Origin of the sequence: Parabacteroides caeci (genome assembly GCF_023656795.1) — a bacterium.
In the GTDB taxonomy this organism is placed as follows: domain Bacteria; phylum Bacteroidota; class Bacteroidia; order Bacteroidales; family Tannerellaceae; genus Parabacteroides; species Parabacteroides segnis.
Window position 1 is genome coordinate 131,167 of record NZ_JAMOKT010000001.1, and the last position, 18,231, is coordinate 149,397.

Genomic DNA, 18,231 nt, shown 5'->3' on the forward strand with positions numbered 1-18,231 from the left:
GATTATTCATTCAGCGGAAAGGCACGATTCAGTATATCCAGCAGGGTGCTGATAAAGCGTTCGGGGATAGACGATAACGGTAGCCTTTCCTCTTTGGGCAACTGTATGGTGTTTATATCTTCCCCTTCTTCCACGGATGAGAAGTATAACTCTTTCAGGAAACAATCACTTTCTTCATAAACAAACGAAAGTTGTGCCACCACATTGAGAGACCGGTCTATGATATGAAGCGTGTTGTTTTCTATCCGGATGGTTATATCTGCCGTTTCAAACTCGTAAATGTTGCTGAGATAGACTTTTTTCCCTGAATAACGAAGAAGGGTATCTCCCTGCTTTTCCGTTTCGGTCAGACGATGGACCGGTGCGCTCAGTTGGGGAATGAAAGGAATAAGCTCGTAATCGTCCAGTTGCTCTTTCCAGTCAGCCAGCGTTTCATCGGGCAAGTCAATCGGATGCACGAGGGAAATGACTGCGTTGTCCGGGAGAAGGAATTCTTTTTCGTCGGCAGTTGTGAACGTGCCGTCTTCCAGGTAACGGAAAGAATCCTGGAGTTTCCCTTCCTTATAAACGCCCCAGATAAGTCCGGTTGCTATATACCGCATGACCGGATTCTCTATAAAAGTTGCCAGCCAGGCCTCTTTGGGCCAGGTCCGTCCGTTCTTGAGCGACTGTTCCAGCCGTTTTTTCTGAATATTAGTCTGCGTCTTAACCCGTTTCTTCAGGCTGGCCTGTTCGGCTCTGGCATTTTCAGCTTTCTCCCGATCATCGCTCTTTAAAGGGGCGGGAAGTGACTTGCTTACTTTCTGCTTATCAAGATCAAGTACGGATATGCTGAAGTCGGGCATCAAAGTTACCCGGAAAGTACGTGTGCCATAATCCACCCTCTTTTCTCCCTGGCGGTTAAAACCGAAGTCGGGGATGATTTGGTCGGCGAGTTCTTCTATCGACAGGCCTTTCCGGATGGCGGCTTGACGGAATGCTTCCCAGGCAGCACGTTTGTACATGCCGTTGGGAGCAGTCTCCATCCAGTCGTTGAGTATGATAAGCGCGTTAGGACTAGCCTTCAATCCCAGCAACTTCATCGTGAGGCCGACAAGTTGTTTGCGGGAGGCTTTCGACCATGACTTTATCAGGGGGGCTAATTGGACTATCTGCCATTCTGCCCCGTAGAAACAATAAGGAAGCAGAAGCATCCTCCTGTTGGCCTCCGCACTGTCTGCCAGCCAATACCGGAACAGTTCTTCCAGGGCCGCCTGCCATTCTTTTTCATCGACGAAAGGGACAATCGCATCACAGGCATGCAGCCGGGTGATTTGGGTGAGTGCCATGTGTTCGCTTAATACATAGCGGAGCACATGGCGCGGCACAAACTCGTCTACATCGGTTTCGTTTGCCCAATGGATTCTCGTATAAGGCTTCTGCGGTAACCAGGCTATTTGTTGCGTGCAATAGAGCTCGATATGTTTGCTGCAATAGTCGATAACAGCCTGTTTGTTTCTGAATTTGATTTTACGGGCTGAGGCATGTGCGTTATCCCAGTATTTGAATAACTGCCGGGTCCAGTTCTGCGAATCCTCGTCCAGTTCTGGATACAGTTGTTCCAGTAAATTGCGGGTTTTCTTCTCTTTGTCGAGGATGATCTTTTCGATGTTTCTGCGGATTAGTTTGGAGTTTTCCTTCAGTAATCCCAGTAACTGCTCATAGTCTTTCAAGCCGCAATCGGAAAACAGCTTATTCAACCAGATCAGTCTCTTTTTCAATGCGACATCACTATATAAATAATCGTATGCTGCCTGTTTGTTCTTACGGATTATGTCGTCGAGCGGCATCTCCTGAAATGTTTTCAGAACCTGCCAGTCGGATGCTGTATATGCTTCGCAATAGCTGTCGAATAATGCTGCTAAATCCGGTTGTTGCTTTCTCTTCATATCCTTTTATTCTTCTTTCAATACATCAAAAATACCCAATACACTGCTCAGGAAGCGGGCCGGAACACTTTCGGGCGAGAGGATTGCGTTGTTTTTCGGTTCGTCGTCGGTCGTCTGGTCTTCTCCCAGGCGGTAGAAGATGACATCTCCGAGTGTCACGTCGTCATTATATTCCTGGCCCATGTACATATATTCGAAGTTCAGCAGGGCGGCCATATTCAGGTATTTGTCTACCAGATGATAACAAGTGTAGCTGCCGGCATCCCATACCTCTCCGCGAACCATGTTGTGTTTCTTTGCCATACCGCTTATCTTTCCTGACTTGACGGTCAGGCCGTTGTAACGGGTTATCTTATTTCCGTCCGTCTCCTTTTCTCCTAAAACAATTATGGGAGCGGTTAGTTGCGGGATGGGCTGCACAATTTCATAATCATCCAGTTGCTCCTTCCAGCTTGCAAGAACTTCTTCCTCCAGCTCGATGGGATGGACGAGGGTGATAGCAGCTTTTTCGGGCAGCGTATATTCCTCTTCATCTACTGTATTGAATGTGCCGTCTTCCATATAACGGAACGTTCCGGTCAGTTTGTCTCCGTTATACACACCCCATATCAGGGCGGTTGCAAAACGGTGCATAATCGGGTTCTCTACAAAGAGGGTGTTCCAGGAACCGGCTGTCCAGCGACGTCCGTTCATCAGTACCTTTTCCAAACGGTTGGTTTGTGACTGTACGGTGGCCTTGATTTGTTTTTTCAGTTCGGAGAATTCCTTTTTGGCGGCCGTCGCTTTCACTGCGTCGTCATTGGCTCCGGGAGCAGGCATCGACTTGATGGCTTTCTGTTTTTCGTTGTCGAAGATAGAAAGTGAGAAGTCGGGCATCAAGGTTATTGTGAAGTTTCGCGGACCGTAATCGAGAATCTTTTCTCCTTCCTTATTGAAGCCCAGGGTGGGGACAATCTTGTCGGAGAGTTCATCCTCCGGTATTTCCAATGCTTTGGCTGCAAAAGAGAAGGCTGCCTTGGCGGCATTTTTGACCTGATTATTGGGGAACTTGACAGAGATACCGTCTATCATGACCAGTGCAACGCTTCCTCCGTTCATGGCGATGGCGTTGACCACAAAGGCGGCGATAGCACCGCGTGAAGCTTCGGCCCAGTCTTTCAACTGCGTTTTGAGGCGGAGTATCTGTGTGTCGGAACCGTAGATGCAATACGGGACCATAATCATTTTCTTTTTGGCTTCGGCTCCGTTCTCTTTCCAGAACAGATAAATGTTCTCCATCATTTGCTGGAAGTCCGGAGTATGCAACTGCTCCGTTATTTTATCGCAAACCTTTATTTTGTAGGCTTCTTCCAGACAGAGATATTCGGAGAGGATATAACGGGTGACGATGGCGGGCGCTTTTTCGGTCATGTCGGCAAAGCGTACGTCGGTGAACATGTCTTCGGGTATCCAGGCAATGAATTTCTGATTATCCTTGTCGAAGTTGTCGTTGCAATATTCGACGACGCTTTCTTTGGTAAAGGTAAAGTCTGCACCGAATTTCCGTTCGTTGTCCCAGCGTTTGATGATTCGTTTACCGGCTGCCAGGGCATCTCCTTTCAGTTTGGATAATCCCGATTCCAGCAACGGACGGGTTGCTTCTTCATGGAGGTTAATCAACTCTTCGGCAGTCTTGCGGAGTATCTTCGATTTGTTGGATAATAACCCGAGCAACGGTTGGACGTCCGTTATTTTACAGGTTCCGTAAATCATGTCGAGCCAGTTCTGTGTCTCTTCGATCGAGAGGTCGCCGCTGTTTAGCAAGTCCAGTGCCAGAGACTGGTGGCTGATAATATCTTCTTTATCCAGAACGTCCTGCATCCGGTTCGGGTTATAGGCATAGGCTTTGAAGGCTTCGGCATAGGTGAACCGGCTGGTGGTGTCGAGTAATAGCCGAAGGCTTTCCTTTGGAGAACTGTTCAGCCATTTCTTACGTGTTTCAAGGAATATGTATGTAAGATATACCGGATTATTTATTGCGGCACTGGTACGGACCTGAATCAGCAGAACGTTGATGAACCGCCGGACCAGTTCCGACTCACAGTATAGAAGAGCCAGGGCACCGATCAATAAAGCCGGAGCATTTTTCCCGTATCCCCAGCCGAAGTTGCCGCAATTCTTCAGACGATTCTCCCAGGTAACTTGCGGTGTCGAATCGTCCGTCAGGGCTGAAATAAAATTATCGGTGTTACCTAAGTTTTCTCCCAGCAGGTTAAGCATGCAGCGAGTCTGTAACTCTGTACTTTCTGCCAGTTCTTCCGTGCCTTCTCCATGTTCGAGCAGGATTGACAAAAGGTAAAAGCTGTAGGCGGCCTGTTGGATGGGAGTTGTCTTTGCCAGCATCCGGTAGACTTCCATGAACAGTTCTTTATCTTCTTTATATAAGGTATGGAACATGGATGCCTTGTCGGCATCATTATCTTCTGTCAGAATCAAATAATAATAAATGCCTAAAGGAGCCCCGATCGATTGCAGGAATGCCAGCATCTTATGCGGATTGAGATGGAAGAACAAGGCCCGTGCCGATATAGTCTCTTTGAGCAGTTGGAGTAAACGCTCTTTTAGTTCGGGAGCGAACTTATAGCAGAAATACAGGATGAAAGTGAAACTCGGACCGGAATATCTGTAAGCCAAAGCAGTCAGTACCGGCAGATAGCGGGCATATTTATCCGCATCCTGTTCCAGCAACAGGATGGCCAGGTATAAAGCCAGGTATAATTCATGGGTGTTGTTTCGCTGTTCTTCCAGTTCCTTTAGTTTATCGGAAAGAAGCAGGTCGGCAAATGCTTCCGATTCGGACGGGCAATATTTCAGTAATATCTGTGCTGTTTCATATAACTCCGGACCTTGTGTTTTGTGACGGGTTACCGACTCTTTAATCAGGTTCCTGAAATCATGGCCGTAACCGATGAGCAGGCAAATCTCCAGATCATCTTTCATCCCCCATTTATGGATAGGTCCGTCGCGACGTATTTTCGAGAGGATAACCAGCATGCGGCGTGCCAGTTCCGCATTGTCCCCGTTTAATTCATGTATAATCCAGGCGTCATAATCAACATATATCTTTGGGCCCGACATCACCGTTTCGGGAATCTGGTCGGTTTTCTCGTCCAGATATTCATATACTTTCGGGGTGAAGGCGCATTTGTAGTATCCTTGCTCATAGATTCTAGTCCATTGTTCGAGCATTTGTTCTTTTGTCATGGTGTCGTTTTAAAGTTTGCTTTGATTGAATATATAAGCAAATGTATAAAAAATATTTTGTAATTTTGCACCTTCCAAACAATAAGGGCGTGAGACAAACGATGAGAAAATATCTGAAATGGCTGCTGCCGGTGATTTTTATCGCCTACTATAGCTGTATCACGTTATTTATCCATGTCCATATCGAACATGGCACGACGATTGTCCATTCTCACCCTTTCGGAAAGATGAACGGCGGTCCCTGCCATCATCATGCTTCTCTTTCCGAAATACAGCTATTCCATATACTGACGACTCTTAGTGTGGAAGATGGGGCTGTTCATGCGTTACATCTGAATTTTAATGCACAGCAAGTCGCTGAAATAGTAGAATATCCGGTCTATCCGGATTATAAACTCCCAGACAAAGGGCTGCTTAGCCTTCGTGCCCCTCCTGTTTTCTGATAAAGAATAGTAAGACTTTTATTGATAAGGATAGGTGTTTCTACTATAAACATACCGTCCTTCTAATCTTTTGACCCTGGTCGAATACATTTTTGACCTAGGTGAAACATGTAGTTGACCCAGGTGAAATATGTATTCGACCCAGGTCAAAAGTATAAAACATCGGAGGCTTTGAATTAGAAAGTGCCGTGTTTTACATTATAACATTACCTATTTATCAGAACAAATCGCAATGAATAAGATAATTACGCTTATACTATGCCTGTGTTGTGTCTTTACAGCAGCATGGGCGGATGATGCTCCGGCCCTGAATCCGTCGGATGCCAATATCGTAGGACATATACTGGACAAGAAAACGGGTGAGCATCTTTCTTTTATTAATGTATTTCTGAAAGGAACGACAATCGGTACATCGACCGATGCTACCGGTCATTATTACCTGAAGAACCTGCCGGAAGGCAAATATACCCTGGTGATGAAAACGCTGGGCTTTAAGACAGTAGAGAAACCTATCACCTTGAAGAAAGGAAAAACGCTGGAAATCAATTTTGAGGCGGAGGAAGACCTGGTGTCGTTGGATGGGGTTGTCGTATCGGCAAACCGTAATGAGACAACCCGCCGCCTGGCTCCTTCGTTGGTGAATGTGCTCGATTCAAAAACATTTGAGACGACACATGCTACTTCTTTAGCGGACGGTTTGAACTTCCAGCCTGGTGTGCGTGTGGAAAACAATTGCCAGAACTGTGGGTTTCAGCAGGTGCGTATCAACGGACTTGAGGGCCCTTATACGCAGATATTGGTTGACAGCCGTCCGATATTCAGTGCTCTGACGGGTGTGTACGGTTTGGAACAGATTCCGGCCAATATGATCGAACGTGTGGAGATTATGCGTGGGGGAGGTTCCGCCTTGTTCGGTTCTTCCGCTATTGCCGGTACGATTAATATCATTACCAAAGAACCGTTGCGAAATTCGGCACAGATTTCTCACTCACTGACGATGATTGGCGGCGACCGTCCCGATAATAACACAACGATAAATGCTTCGCTGGTGACGGACGACCATAAAGCCGGTATTTATATGTTCGGACAGAACCGTTATCGCGGAGCTTACGACCATGACGGTGACGGATATACCGAACTGGGCAAACTGAATGCCCGCACGCTCGGTTTCCGTTCTTACCTGAAAACAAGCATGTATTCGAAGCTGACTTTCGAATATCATAATATCAATGAATACCGTCGTGGCGGTAACCTGTTGGACCTGCCTCCCCACGAAGCCGATATTGCCGAGCAGACCGAACATAACATCAATGGCGGCGGCTTGAAATTCGATTTGTTTTCAAAGGATTATAAGCATCGTCTGAATGTGTATACTTCTGCCCAGCATACAAAAAGAAACAGTTATTATGGCGCAGACAAGAACCCGAATGCTTATGGCAGCACAACGGATATGACCTTTGTCGGAGGAGCGCAGTATTCCTATGAATGGGATAAATGTCTTTTCATGCCTGCCGAGTTTACCGGAGGTGCCGAATATAACTATGACGATTTGCAGGATAAGATGTTAGGCTATAACCGTACGATTGAGCAGACTGTGCATATCGGTAGTGTTTTCCTGCAAAATGAGTGGAAGAATGAGAAATGGAGTTTCCTGATCGGTGCACGGATGGACAAGCACAATTTGATAGACCATGCGATATTCAGTCCGCGTGCCAATGTGCGTTTTAATCCGACCAGCGATATAAACCTGCGTCTGTCTTATTCGAGTGGTTTCCGTGCTCCTCAGGCTTTTGACGAGGACTTGCATATTACGGCAGTCGGCGGCGATGTGGCGATCATCCAGATATCTCCGGACCTGAAAGAAGAGAACTCGCAAAGTATCAGTGCCTCTGCCGACTTTTACCGTCGTTTCGGTCCGGTACAGACTAATTTCCTGGTAGAAGGTTTTTACACAGACCTGCGTAATGTCTTCATCCTTGAAGAGATAGGGCGCGACAATGATAATAACTTGTTGATGGAACGTCGTAATGGGAAAGGTGCTCGTGTGATGGGAATAAACCTGGAGGCAAAAGCCGTCTATTCATGGATGCAGATTCAGGCAGGCGCAACTATCCAGCGCAGCCGTTACAAAGAACCGGAGAGTTGGAGTGAGAATGAGAATCTGGCACCTCAGAAAAAGATGTTCCGTTCGCCGGATGTATATGGTTATTTCACTTCTTCATTTACCCCGGTGAAGCGGTTGACGGCTTCGTTGACCGGTACTTATACCGGTAGCATGCTGGTTCAGCACCTGGCCGGTTATATCCCGGAAGACAGGGAGGAGAAAACGAAGGACTTCTTCGACCTGAATGTAAAGGTGGCGTATGATTTTCCTCTTTATAAATCTGTTACTTTGCAGGTAAATGCAGGTGTTCAGAATATCTTTAATTCTTATCAGGATGATTTTGATAAATATGAGAAACGGGATGCCGGCTATATTTATGGTCCGGGTATTCCCCGCAGTTATTTCATAGGTTGTAAGATCAGTTACTAAGATGCTGATTTAAAATATTCGGAAAGGCCCGGTAAAAGTTTCTTGTTTTTACCGGGCTTTATGTTTACTTTAGCGCCCATTATAAATAAATCTGATATAACATGAATTTAAGTGATCCCAAAGATTGTTTGTATTGCACGAACAATCAGACTTTAGATGATTTGATGATCGAAATAGCTCCTTTATCAGTCTCCCGGCTTTTTCTTTTCAAGGAACAGACTTATTATGGCCGTTGCCTGGTTGCCTATAAAGAGCATGTGCACGATTTGAATATGCTGAGCGATGACGAACGGAATGCATTTATGGCAGATGTCGTAAAAGTAACCCGTGCCATGCAGAAAGTATTCAATCCGCAAAAGATAAATTACGGTGCTTATTCCGATAAGCTGTCGCATCTGCATTTTCATCTGGCCCCTAAATATGAAGATGGTCCCGATTTCGGAGGAACATTCACAATGAATCCGCAGAAAGTTTATCTGTCGGAACAGGAGTACAAGGAGATGGTGGAGAAGATAAGAGAGGCGTTGTAAGGCTATATAAGATAAAAAAGGAAGCGAAACTGCTTCCTTTTATCTTAGTTGTTCATTAAAATCTTCCGGATTCTGACTGTTAGACCAAATGTTGGCAATACAGATTGTCTTTTTTTCTACATAGTAAATGATTTTATGGTTCTTATGTTCTACGAAGGAACGATAATTTCTTTTACATGTTTCGGTATTCAGTTCAATCGGTTGTCCCATATTAGGATTTAATGCCAGTAAGTTTACAGTATCTAAAATACTGTTTATGAATTTGTCGGCAGCTCTAATGCCCATTTCTTTTTTATACCAGGCATAAGTTACTCTAGCATTCTTCCTTGCTGGACGTTTCCATTTAATAGTTAAAGGTTTCTCCATGAAGCAACAGCTTTTCGCATCTCTTCCTGTGTATAATAAACAGGATCGGCCTCCGACAACCTAAGGCTTTCTATCTTCTCCTCATAAGATAATGGACGCATAGCATTTTCAATCTCTTCATCAGTGATGATGTCAATGTCATCCACTTGAGTAGTACGGGATATTTTGTATCGGTTAGATGCGATACGTTTAATATACTTCTTTACTTTCTCGATACTTTCCGTGTCAAGGTTAATGATTTCGTTGAACAGTTCCAGGCGTTCACCCTGTAATTCCATTGCTTTCATATCTTTACTCCTTTCGGTTTTGATGAATTACAAATGTATTTATTTTTTTGGAACCGGCATAAGATAAGTAAAGAAAAATTATTCAGGAGGCTGTGGTTGCACGGCAACTATACTTGGTGAAGCGCAACCTTGCAGAGCGGATGATTGTATCCGCTCCGGTATAATTGTGGCGATTCCGTGCAACCGACACCATGTCGCTCCCGGATAATGCTACCCTTTTAAACTTTTATTTATTGTATCGATATAATCAAGTATTTCTTCCCGCCCGTCTTTTTTCTCGGATGAAGAAAGTAGGATAGGGGGAAGCTCTTCCCACGTTTCAAGTAATTTTTCCTGATAGGCTTTCAGATTTTCTTGTAGACGGCCTTTACTAATCTTATCTATTTTGGTGAAGATGATGGAGAAAGGAACTCCGTTCTCACCCAGCCACTCCATAAACTCCAGGTCGATTTTCTGTGCTTCATGGCGGCAGTCGATTAAGACGAATAGATTAGTTAGCTGCTCACGTTCCAGGATATAATCTTCGATAATCCGCTGGATATTCTGTCTTCCTTCTTTTCCCCGTTGAGCAAACCCATATCCGGGAAGGTCGACCAGAAACCAGTTGTTGTTGATAATAAAATGATTGATAAGCAATGTCTTCCCAGGTTTCTGTGAAGTCATTGCCAGACCTTTCTTGCCTGTCAGCATATTGATAAGGGAGGATTTGCCAACATTGCTTCGCCCGATAAAGGCATACTCCGGAAAGTTTCCTGCGGGGCATTTCTTTACGTCTGTGTTACTGATAACAAATTCTGCACTTTTGATTTCCATATTCTTAAACTTTTATTGTTTTGTGTTTGACTGAGGCCACCCATAACCCAAAGAATGTGATGGCTCCGTTGAGCATCAGCATTTCGTAACCGAAGGCATAGCCTGTATGTTGTTTCACCAAATAATCCGTTGCGAAACAGATTAGCGGCGAGAGAATACATATATAAGGAACATATTTGTCACGCGGTTGTTTTTTGGTGAACAAGCCAAAGACAAATAATCCCAGCAAAGGACCGTAGGTATAAGAAGCAATCATATAGATGGCATCAATCACGCTGCGGCTGTTTACGGCCTTAAAGATAAGGATTATTATGGCAAACAGAGCAGAGATAAGCAAATGAACCATCAATCGGGTGCGTTTAGCCTTGTTCGCTTCCTCCTTTTCCACTCCCAGAATATCGACGCAAAAAGAGGTGGTCAAAGCCGTTAATGCTGAATCGGCACTACTAAAAGCGGCTGCAATGATACCGATTGTAAAGAAAATTAGAATAGAATGCCCCAAGATTCCGGAAGTGCAGAACATCGGCAGAATATCATCGTTTAAGGCCGGCAGTTCGATATTCTTTTGAGAAGCCAGGCTCAACAATAATACACCTAATGCCAGGAACAGAAAATTGACCGGCGTGAAAGCAAAACCATAGGTGTACATATTCTTCTGTGCATCTTTCAGGCTTTTGCAGGATAGGTTCTTCTGCATCATATCCTGGTCGAGCCCGGTCATGACGATGGTGATAAAGATGCCGCTGAAAAACTGTTTCACGAAATGTTGTGTGCTGTGCCAGTCGTTGAATTCAAAGATACGAAAATGGGGATTCTCGGTCAGGGTTTGCACCATGCCTTCCATATCCAGTTCCATGGCATCTTTTACCTTCCAGATGATGACGACCAGCATGGCAACCAGGCAAAGTGCCTGAAGCGTGTCCGTCCAGATAATAGTTTTGATTCCACTCCGGTAGGTGTATAGCCAAACCAGAAAAATACTGATGATAACAGTTACCCAAAAAGGAATATTCCAGGTACTGAAGACGTAATGCTGTAAAATCAGGACAACCAGATAAAGCCGTGCCGCTGCCCCGACAATCTTTGAAAGCAGGAAAAAAGAAGCACCGGTTTTATAACTCCGCTTTCCAATCCGGTCACCCAGATAGGAGTAGATAGAAGTCAGTTTCAATTTATAGTAAAGCGGTAACAGCACTTTGGCAATCAGTATATATCCGAAAAAGAATCCGAAAACCGTTTGCATATAAGTCATATCTATGCTGCGAACCATCCCCGGAACCGAAACGAAGGTGACGCCGGAAAGCGATGTCCCAATCATCCCGATAGAAACGATATACCACGGAGATTTACGGTTTCCCAGAAAGAAAGCATCGTTACTTGTACTTTTCCTGCCTGTTATCCAGGCAATCAACAACAGTATGCCAAAGTAAATTGCAATTATAGAGAGGATGATATAGCTATTCATTCACCAGTATTTAATTAAGTAGAGCAGGGTATTGGTCCCTGTCGAACGTTCGGATACAAAGATAACAACAATTTGCTAAAATGTAATATCATGTAAACTTCTTCTTCTTTCAGGCAGGACGTTAGAGGACGGATAAGGGTGTTTGTGGACCGTATGTCAGGTTCGTTCTAATGAATTTTATCGGTGTTTTTCCCTTTTTTGTGGGGAAAATATCCTTATTAATCTATTTTGTTTGTCTTCTTGATTTATTCTTTATTCCTTTGTAATCAGTTAGAGCTCGTGAGAGTAAAGACAACCGGATTCCACTAGGAACCGGAAAGATAGGTAAACACAAAAAAAGGCCGCTATCGTGAGATTAGCGACCTTTTTAGATTAATACCTTTTCTCTATGAATGCTCCCCGGAAATAATGTTCCAGTATTTTTGTATAAGCATATCCTTTTTCACCCATGACGGCTGCACCTATCTGGCAAAGTCCTACGCCATGCCCCCAGCCGGCACCCGTCAGTACGAAACGTTGGGGAATACGAACGCGTATATCTTCTTTGTCTACCACAAAGGCGGAACTGTACAGATGGGTTTCCGATAAAGTGCGCCGTATCTCCAGTTCCTTGCCGATAGTATAAATACGGCGGGTTCCCACGATCTGTAACTCTTCGATACGTCCGGAAGTACCTCTTTTCAATGGTACCAGGTCTTGTATTTCGCCAAAGTCAATGCCGCTTTTACGATGAATCAGTTCGGACAGCTCATCCTGGGTGTAAGACACTTTCCAGCGATAGAAATTTATCGTTTCCTGATCATAGTTGTTCAAGACCTGGCTGAGTATCTTTTTCTTTGTTGTGTTGCAAAATGCGTTAGGAGAATTACGTATCCACATTTCCGCTTCAATCGGGTCGGTCAGGTCGGGATAAGAAGTCTCTTTACTGTCCCGTACAACTGTCAGATAGGAGTGGGGCACCGGCTCCCAACAGTGTTCGAACTGTTCGGTCACGCCTCCGCAACATTTAGAGAAACGTGCGTCGCAGATGGATTCGCCATCGGTCAGTATCTCGCCGCGTGTTTCGTGGACCGCTTCCTGTACGATTTCGGTAGAAGCACGGGTTATGCCTTGGTAACGCTGGCAATGGTCGTCGGCACACACATCGAACATGGTATGATCTTCGCGGTCGTACCAACGGATTAATTGGTTATTGTCGCGATGGCAACTCTCATATTTTTCCGAAGCGTTACCCAGGCGGAAATTCTTTTCTATCTGCGCCAGTAGCCAGCTGCGGGAGATTACGGCGTGTGCCTTCAACAACTCTTTTGATGCTGTGGCACTCATTTCAGACGAAATCACGCTTGTCAGATATTCTTCAACGTCAATACTGTTGATTACAACAATCCCGTCATTTGTTGCCACCAGGTTCAGTGCTCCTTTGAAGCGTTGGTCTTCCTGGCGTTGCCAGTGGAAGTCTACTCCGATTGTCACAGCTTTCAGGTCGAACGATGATTGGGGCGAAGCCGGTTCAAAGAAAAGTTCCTTGTAGAGCTTGCCGTTATAGACGATATTTCCGTTTACAAACAATGCGCGTTGTTCTCCCGTCAGGAAGGAACTGCTCTCCGTATGGATATATTCTCCATTGAATACGAAAGAGAGAGCCTTCCCTGTCATAATTCCAACATTAACTAACGGTGCATCCATTCTTTATTTTATTCTTTTTTCGCGCTCAATGAACTTATCGCCAGATAAGCCATCAATGCAATATACATTACAACAGCCAGTGGTTCGGCAAAGTTCCCTTCCAACCATTTTTCATTCAGCAGGTTGATGCCACCAAAACGTAAAGCTGCGCTGATAACTCCCATCAAGGCACCACCTGCGATGAAACCGGATGCAAGTAATGTTCCTTTTTCCAAACGGGCCGTATTCAATGCCTGGTCTTTGCTGCGGCTTCCTACATACCAGCTGATGGCTCCACCGATCAGCAGCGGAGTGTTCAGTTCCATCGGGATAAACATACCCAATGCGAATGCCAGTGCCGGAATTTTACAGAAGTTCAGAACGATAGCCAGTACGGCACCGATGCCATACAGCACCCAGGGTGCTCCCGAACCGCTCATCAGCGGTTCGATAACGGCTGCCATTGCATTAGCCTGCGGTGCGGCCAGCTGCCCGGTCGTAAATCCGTACGTCTGGTTCAGGATAAGGATTACACCGCCAACTGTTGCAGCAGAGACTAAGGTGCCGAGAAATTTCCATGTCTGCTGTTTAGCAGGCGTACTTCCCAGCCAGTAACCTATCTTCAGGTCGGTAATGAAACCGCCTGCCATGGAAAGTGCCGTACAGACAACACCTCCGATAATCAGGGCCGAAACCATACCGGCCGTTCCTTTCAGTCCGGCAGCCACCAGAATGATGGACGATAAGATTAATGTCATCAGCGTCATACCCGACACCGGATTTGTTCCTACAATAGCAATGGCATTTGCGGCAACAGTCGTGAACAGGAAGGCAATAATCCCGACAATCAACAACCCGATTAAGGCATAATACCAGTTATCCAATACTCCGAAATGGAAGAACAGATAAGTAACAATCAGCGTAGCAAAAATACCGATTGAGATAATCTTCATCGATAAGTCTTTTTGTGTGCGTACTGTGGCTGTGTCTGCTTCCGTATTTTTCCCTTTCAGTTCTTTGGCTGCCAGTCCGACGGCCCCGCGGATAATTCCCCATGAATTGATAATGCCGATAACTCCGGCCGTTGCGATACCACCGATACCGATATGGCGGGCATAGGTCGTAAAGATTTGTTCGGCACTCATGCTTCCGACTGTTGCGGTAATAGCGTCATTACCGAATGTCAATACGTCTGTACCGAAGATGGCAGACATCAGCGGGATGATGACCAACCAGACAAGGAATGAACCGGCACAGATAATCATGGAATATTTCAATCCGATGATATAACCGAGTCCCAGTACAGCGGCACCTGTATTAACTTTCAGCACGACTTTCGCTTTGTCGGCCAGCATTTCACCAACTCCGACAATGCGCGTGCTGACAGTTTCGCTCCACCAACCGAAAGTGGCAATAATAAAATCGTATAAACCTCCGATCAAACCCGCCAGAATAAGCGGTTTCGCCTGGCTTCCACCTTTCTCGCCCGAAACAAGCACCTGGGTGGTTGCTGTTGCTTCCGGGAACGGATATTTGCCATGCATATCCGAAACGAAATACTTCCGGAACGGGATTAACAGAAGAATGCCGAGTATGCCGCCCAGCAGCGAACTCATGAATACTTCAAAAAAGTTGATGGTAATTTCCGGATATTTGTCCTGAAGGATATACAGGGCAGGAAGAGTAAAAATCGCCCCGGCTACGATTACACCGCTACAGGCTCCGATAGATTGGATAATCACATTTTCTCCCAATGCATTTTTTCGTTTGAAACCGCTCGACAGTCCGACGGCAATGATGGCAATCGGGATAGCTGCTTCAAACACCTGTCCGACCTTCAATCCCAGATAGGCGGCAGCCGCGCTGAATATGACAGCCATGACAAGTCCCCAGAATACAGACCAGGGGGTTACTTCCCTGTATTGTTTTTGAGGTGACATAATCGGGTTAAATACTTCTCCTTCTTTGAGTTCTCTGTAGGCATTTTCGGGTAGCCCGCTTACCTTTTCTTCATCTTCCTTTTTCACTGTGAGTATTATTTTTAGTTAGATTTAATCCCAAATGTGTTTTTCTGTATCTATACAAGTACAAAACTACGTTATTTTTTTTATTGAACAAATGATTAAGGCTGGAAGAATGACAGACAGGGATATTTAGTGAAACAAAATCCCCACCTTTTTGACATAGGTGGGGAAAATGCCCCATGCATGTGGGGAATAATACCCATGCGTGTGGGGAAAAAGTCCCATTCGAGTGGGGAAAAAACTTTACTGTAGCGGAGTTGTCGCTCTTTTGTGCAGGCTTCTTAGTTCGAAAGAAAGCATTACACGGAAGATACCGATGATAAGAAGTGCATAAGCAATCATATAAACAAGGGTGAATACGCCCAATCCCGGTTGCCAGATGATAGCGATGCTACAGATGATTGCCAGGATACCGAAGGCCATATACCAACCCCAGTTTCCGGTTCCGAACCGTTTCAGGTCCATGGCATAGCCTGTGGAAGAGAAGCCTCTGAACATTAGCCAGAACGCCAGGATAAACGGCAGTACGGTCATGCTCAGTCCCGGACTAGCCATGAGGTAAATACCCAGTATCAGGTCGATAATACCACCTGCCAGATACCAACCCCAGCTCGAAATGTGCTTCCGGTTCGACACGGCAAAAAGGATTTCGAGCGTACCGCTTACGAACATGGCGACGCTGAATAAAAGGCTTAAAGCCACATAACTTGCCATCGGTGTGAACATCAGGCATATTGCGATCAGGATATATAATAATCCCAGTAAAAGTGAAACCCACCAGTTCTTTACAGCGGAACTGATTCTTTCGTCAAATGTATTCATATCAAGTTACCTTTAAAAATTATTTCTACTGTAACAAACCGTAAGAAAGAAAGGTTTCACGATTAAGTAAATTAAGGGTGCCGATTGTATTTCCTCCATGCCTTCAAAATGAAATATTTTATATACATTTGCCCCGTATTAAGTAAAATTAAAAGTCTGTTTTATGAAAGGAATTGTACTGGCCGGAGGTTCCGGAACCCGTTTGTATCCAATAACCAAAGGAGTATCCAAGCAATTGTTGCCGATTTATGATAAACCGATGATCTATTATCCTGTGTCTGTATTGATGCTTGCCGGGATAAGGGAGATCCTGATCATTTCTACCCCGCAGGACTTACCCGGGTTTCGGCGGTTGCTGGGAGACGGTTCGGATTATGGCGTGCATTTTGAATATGCCGAACAACCTTCGCCCGATGGTTTGGCACAGGCTTTTATTATAGGGGATAAATTCATTGGTAATGATTCGGTTTGCCTTGTGTTAGGCGACAATATCTTTTACGGACAGAGCTTTACGGCTATGTTAAAAGAGGCCGTTAACAATGTGGAGAACGAACAAAAAGCAACTGTCTTCGGTTACTACGTAAACGATCCGGAACGCTATGGCGTTGCTGAATTTGACAAGGATGGAAACGTGCTGAGCATTGAAGAAAAACCGAAGAACCCCAAGTCGAATTACGCTGTTGTCGGACTCTATTTTTATCCGAATAAAGTGGTCGAAGTGGCAAAACAAATCAAGCCGTCGGCACGCGGAGAACTGGAGATTACAACCGTAAACCAGGAGTTCCTGAAAGACGGAGAGTTGAAAGTTCAGTTATTAGGACGCGGTTTCGCCTGGCTTGATACCGGTACGCACGATTCGCTTTCGGAGGCTTCTACATTTGTGGAGGTGATTGAAAAACGACAGGGACTGAAAGTGGCTTGTCTGGAGGAAATCGCTTACCGGAAAGGTTGGATCGATGACGAGAAACTGAAAGAAGCAGCAACTCCGATGATAAAGAACCAGTACGGCCAATATTTATTGAAGTTGATAAAGGAATGAATAAAGACAGTAAAATATTTGTAGCCGGTCATCGTGGCCTGGTCGGTTCTGCTATCCTGAAGAACTTGCAGCAGAAAGGATACACAAACTTTGTTTTGCGTACCCATACAGAACTGGACTTGACCAATCAGTGTGCGGTAAATGAATTCTTTGCGACGGAAAAACCGGAGTATGTCTTTTTGGCTGCTGCCCATGTTGGCGGTATTATGGCAAACAGCCGGTATCGTGCGGATTTCATTTACATAAATCTGATGATCCAGAATAATGTGATCCATGCTTCCTATATTAATAATGTAAAGAAGTTACTGTTTTTAGGCAGCACCTGTATTTATCCGGGCGAAGCGCCGCAGCCGATGCCCGAAGATTGCCTGCTCACTTCTCCGTTGGAATATACCAATGAACCCTATGCCATCGCAAAGATTGCCGGTATAAAGATGTGTGAAAGCTATAACCTGCAATACGGAACGAACTATATCGCAGTGATGCCCACTAATTTGTATGGTCCGAACGATAATTTCAATCTGGAGACTTCGCATGTGCTTCCGGCGATGATCCGTAAGATTCATCTGGGCAAATGCCTTCATACCGATAATTGGGAGGCTTTGCGCAAAGATTTGAATGCACGTCCTGTAGAAGGAGTGACCGGGAATGCAACGGATAATGACATCCTGGCTATTTTAGCTAAATACGGTATTTATCCGGGAAAAGTGCAGCTGTGGGGAACCGGAAAACCACTCCGTGAATTCCTTTGGAGTGAAGAAATGGCAGATGCTTCTGTTTATATTATGGAACACATCGATTTCCCGAATGTGCGTCCGGAGGGAAATGAAGTGCGCAACACACATATAAATATAGGTACGGGAAAAGAGTTATCTATAAAAGAAGTTGCTACGCTGATTCAGGAAAAGATCGGTTTTGAAGGTGAACTGGCTTTTGATGCTTCCAAACCCGATGGGACATTACGCAAACTGACAGATGTAAGTAAGCTGCACGCTTTGGGATGGCATCATAAAATAGAGGTTGCCGAAGGTGTGGAACTTTTATACAACTGGTATTTAGACAAACAATAATAA

14 protein-coding genes are annotated in these 18,231 nt (G+C 45.1%); 5 read left to right on the plus strand and 9 right to left on the minus strand.

Annotated features, from left to right (window positions below; genetic code table 11):
• Positions 1 to 2: 2 nt before the first annotated feature.
• Together NBH15_RS00485 and NBH15_RS00490 are read right to left on the minus strand one after the other, a co-directional pair.
• Complete coding sequence (locus NBH15_RS00485; protein WP_250821732.1) at positions 3 to 1,928, minus strand: DUF4132 domain-containing protein; 1,926 nt, start codon at positions 1,926 to 1,928, stop codon at positions 3 to 5.
• Positions 1,929 to 1,934: 6 nt separating this feature from the next.
• The gene (locus NBH15_RS00490) at positions 1,935 to 5,171 is read right to left on the minus strand and encodes a DUF4132 domain-containing protein (protein WP_250821733.1); all 3,237 of its coding nucleotides are present in this window, start codon (positions 5,169 to 5,171) and stop codon (positions 1,935 to 1,937) included.
• An 89-nt stretch (positions 5,172 to 5,260) separates the two neighbouring features.
• Here NBH15_RS00490 and NBH15_RS00495 point away from each other — a divergent pair, with 89 nt between their 5' ends.
• The 3 genes from NBH15_RS00495 to NBH15_RS00505 all read left to right on the plus strand — a co-directional run bounded on the left by NBH15_RS00495 (position 5,261) and on the right by NBH15_RS00505 (position 8,677).
• Entirely contained in the window at positions 5,261 to 5,614 is a 354-nt protein-coding gene (locus NBH15_RS00495) for a DUF8478 family putative metalloprotein (RefSeq protein WP_493351719.1), read from the plus strand.
• Positions 5,615 to 5,846: 232 nt separating this feature from the next.
• Positions 5,847 to 8,147 carry a TonB-dependent receptor gene (locus NBH15_RS00500; protein WP_195437999.1) on the plus strand — a complete coding sequence of 767 codons (2,301 nt, stop codon included), beginning with the start codon at positions 5,847 to 5,849 and terminating at the stop codon, positions 8,145 to 8,147.
• 101 nt (positions 8,148 to 8,248) lie between these two features.
• On the plus strand, positions 8,249 to 8,677 hold the full coding sequence (locus tag NBH15_RS00505; RefSeq protein ID WP_007657113.1) for an HIT family protein: 429 nt from the start codon (positions 8,249 to 8,251) through the stop codon (positions 8,675 to 8,677).
• A gap of 39 nt (positions 8,678 to 8,716) precedes the next feature.
• On the opposite strand, the gene NBH15_RS00510 is transcribed toward NBH15_RS00505, so the two are convergent.
• The 7 genes from NBH15_RS00510 to NBH15_RS00540 form a co-directional block, all read right to left on the minus strand.
• The gene (locus tag NBH15_RS00510; protein ID WP_007657112.1) at positions 8,717 to 9,043 is read right to left on the minus strand and encodes a type II toxin-antitoxin system RelE/ParE family toxin; all 327 of its coding nucleotides are present in this window, start codon (positions 9,041 to 9,043) and stop codon (positions 8,717 to 8,719) included.
• Entirely contained in the window at positions 9,028 to 9,330 is a 303-nt protein-coding gene (locus tag NBH15_RS00515; RefSeq protein WP_224265325.1) for a hypothetical protein, read from the minus strand. Before NBH15_RS00515 ends, NBH15_RS00510 begins: the two co-directional genes overlap by 16 nt.
• 210 nt (positions 9,331 to 9,540) lie before the next feature.
• Positions 9,541 to 10,143, minus strand: coding sequence for a ribosome biogenesis GTP-binding protein YihA/YsxC (gene yihA, locus NBH15_RS00520; protein ID WP_007657110.1), 603 nt, complete (start codon positions 10,141 to 10,143; stop codon positions 9,541 to 9,543).
• A gap of 4 nt (positions 10,144 to 10,147) precedes the next feature.
• On the minus strand, positions 10,148 to 11,608 hold the full coding sequence (locus NBH15_RS00525) for a sodium:solute symporter (RefSeq protein ID WP_250821734.1): 1,461 nt from the start codon (positions 11,606 to 11,608) through the stop codon (positions 10,148 to 10,150).
• A 372-nt stretch (positions 11,609 to 11,980) separates the two neighbouring features.
• Positions 11,981 to 13,294 (minus strand): SpoIID/LytB domain-containing protein, encoded by a 1,314-nt coding sequence (locus NBH15_RS00530; RefSeq protein WP_010802952.1) that lies wholly within the window; start codon positions 13,292 to 13,294, stop codon positions 11,981 to 11,983.
• A gap of 8 nt (positions 13,295 to 13,302) precedes the next feature.
• Positions 13,303 to 15,300, minus strand: coding sequence for an OPT family oligopeptide transporter (locus NBH15_RS00535; RefSeq protein WP_128133460.1), 1,998 nt, complete (start codon positions 15,298 to 15,300; stop codon positions 13,303 to 13,305).
• Between the two features lie 240 nt (positions 15,301 to 15,540).
• Positions 15,541 to 16,119: an HdeD family acid-resistance protein gene (locus NBH15_RS00540; RefSeq protein WP_128133459.1), complete on the minus strand. Its 579-nt coding sequence runs from the start codon at positions 16,117 to 16,119 to the stop codon at positions 15,541 to 15,543.
• Positions 16,120 to 16,282: 163 nt separating this feature from the next.
• Between NBH15_RS00540 and rfbA the strand changes: the two genes are divergently transcribed.
• Both rfbA and NBH15_RS00550 read left to right on the plus strand, forming a co-directional pair.
• Positions 16,283 to 17,158 (plus strand): glucose-1-phosphate thymidylyltransferase RfbA, encoded by an 876-nt coding sequence (rfbA, locus tag NBH15_RS00545; protein ID WP_186959654.1) that lies wholly within the window; start codon positions 16,283 to 16,285, stop codon positions 17,156 to 17,158.
• Positions 17,155 to 18,228 carry a GDP-L-fucose synthase family protein gene (locus NBH15_RS00550; RefSeq protein WP_250821735.1) on the plus strand — a complete coding sequence of 358 codons (1,074 nt, stop codon included), beginning with the start codon at positions 17,155 to 17,157 and terminating at the stop codon, positions 18,226 to 18,228. The genes rfbA and NBH15_RS00550 overlap by 4 nt, the downstream gene beginning before the upstream one ends.
• Positions 18,229 to 18,231 lie beyond the last annotated feature (3 nt).

Coding starts and splice junctions, on each gene's coding strand:
- NBH15_RS00485 (WP_250821732.1), bottom strand. CDS start 1,928: ATGAAGAGAAAGCAACAACCGGATTTAGCAGCATTATTCGACAGCTAT.
- NBH15_RS00490 (WP_250821733.1), bottom strand. CDS start 5,171: ATGACAAAAGAACAAATGCTCGAACAATGGACTAGAATCTATGAGCAA.
- NBH15_RS00500 (WP_195437999.1), top strand. CDS start 5,847: ATGAATAAGATAATTACGCTTATACTATGCCTGTGTTGTGTCTTTACA.
- NBH15_RS00505 (WP_007657113.1), top strand. CDS start 8,249: ATGAATTTAAGTGATCCCAAAGATTGTTTGTATTGCACGAACAATCAG.
- NBH15_RS00510 (WP_007657112.1), bottom strand. CDS start 9,043: ATGGAGAAACCTTTAACTATTAAATGGAAACGTCCAGCAAGGAAGAAT.
- NBH15_RS00515 (WP_224265325.1), bottom strand. CDS start 9,330: ATGAAAGCAATGGAATTACAGGGTGAACGCCTGGAACTGTTCAACGAA.
- yihA (WP_007657110.1), bottom strand. CDS start 10,143: ATGGAAATCAAAAGTGCAGAATTTGTTATCAGTAACACAGACGTAAAG.
- NBH15_RS00525 (WP_250821734.1), bottom strand. CDS start 11,608: ATGAATAGCTATATCATCCTCTCTATAATTGCAATTTACTTTGGCATA.
- NBH15_RS00530 (WP_010802952.1), bottom strand. CDS start 13,294: ATGGATGCACCGTTAGTTAATGTTGGAATTATGACAGGGAAGGCTCTC.
- NBH15_RS00540 (WP_128133459.1), bottom strand. CDS start 16,119: ATGAATACATTTGACGAAAGAATCAGTTCCGCTGTAAAGAACTGGTGG.
- rfbA (WP_186959654.1), top strand. CDS start 16,283: ATGAAAGGAATTGTACTGGCCGGAGGTTCCGGAACCCGTTTGTATCCA.
- NBH15_RS00550 (WP_250821735.1), top strand. CDS start 17,155: ATGAATAAAGACAGTAAAATATTTGTAGCCGGTCATCGTGGCCTGGTC.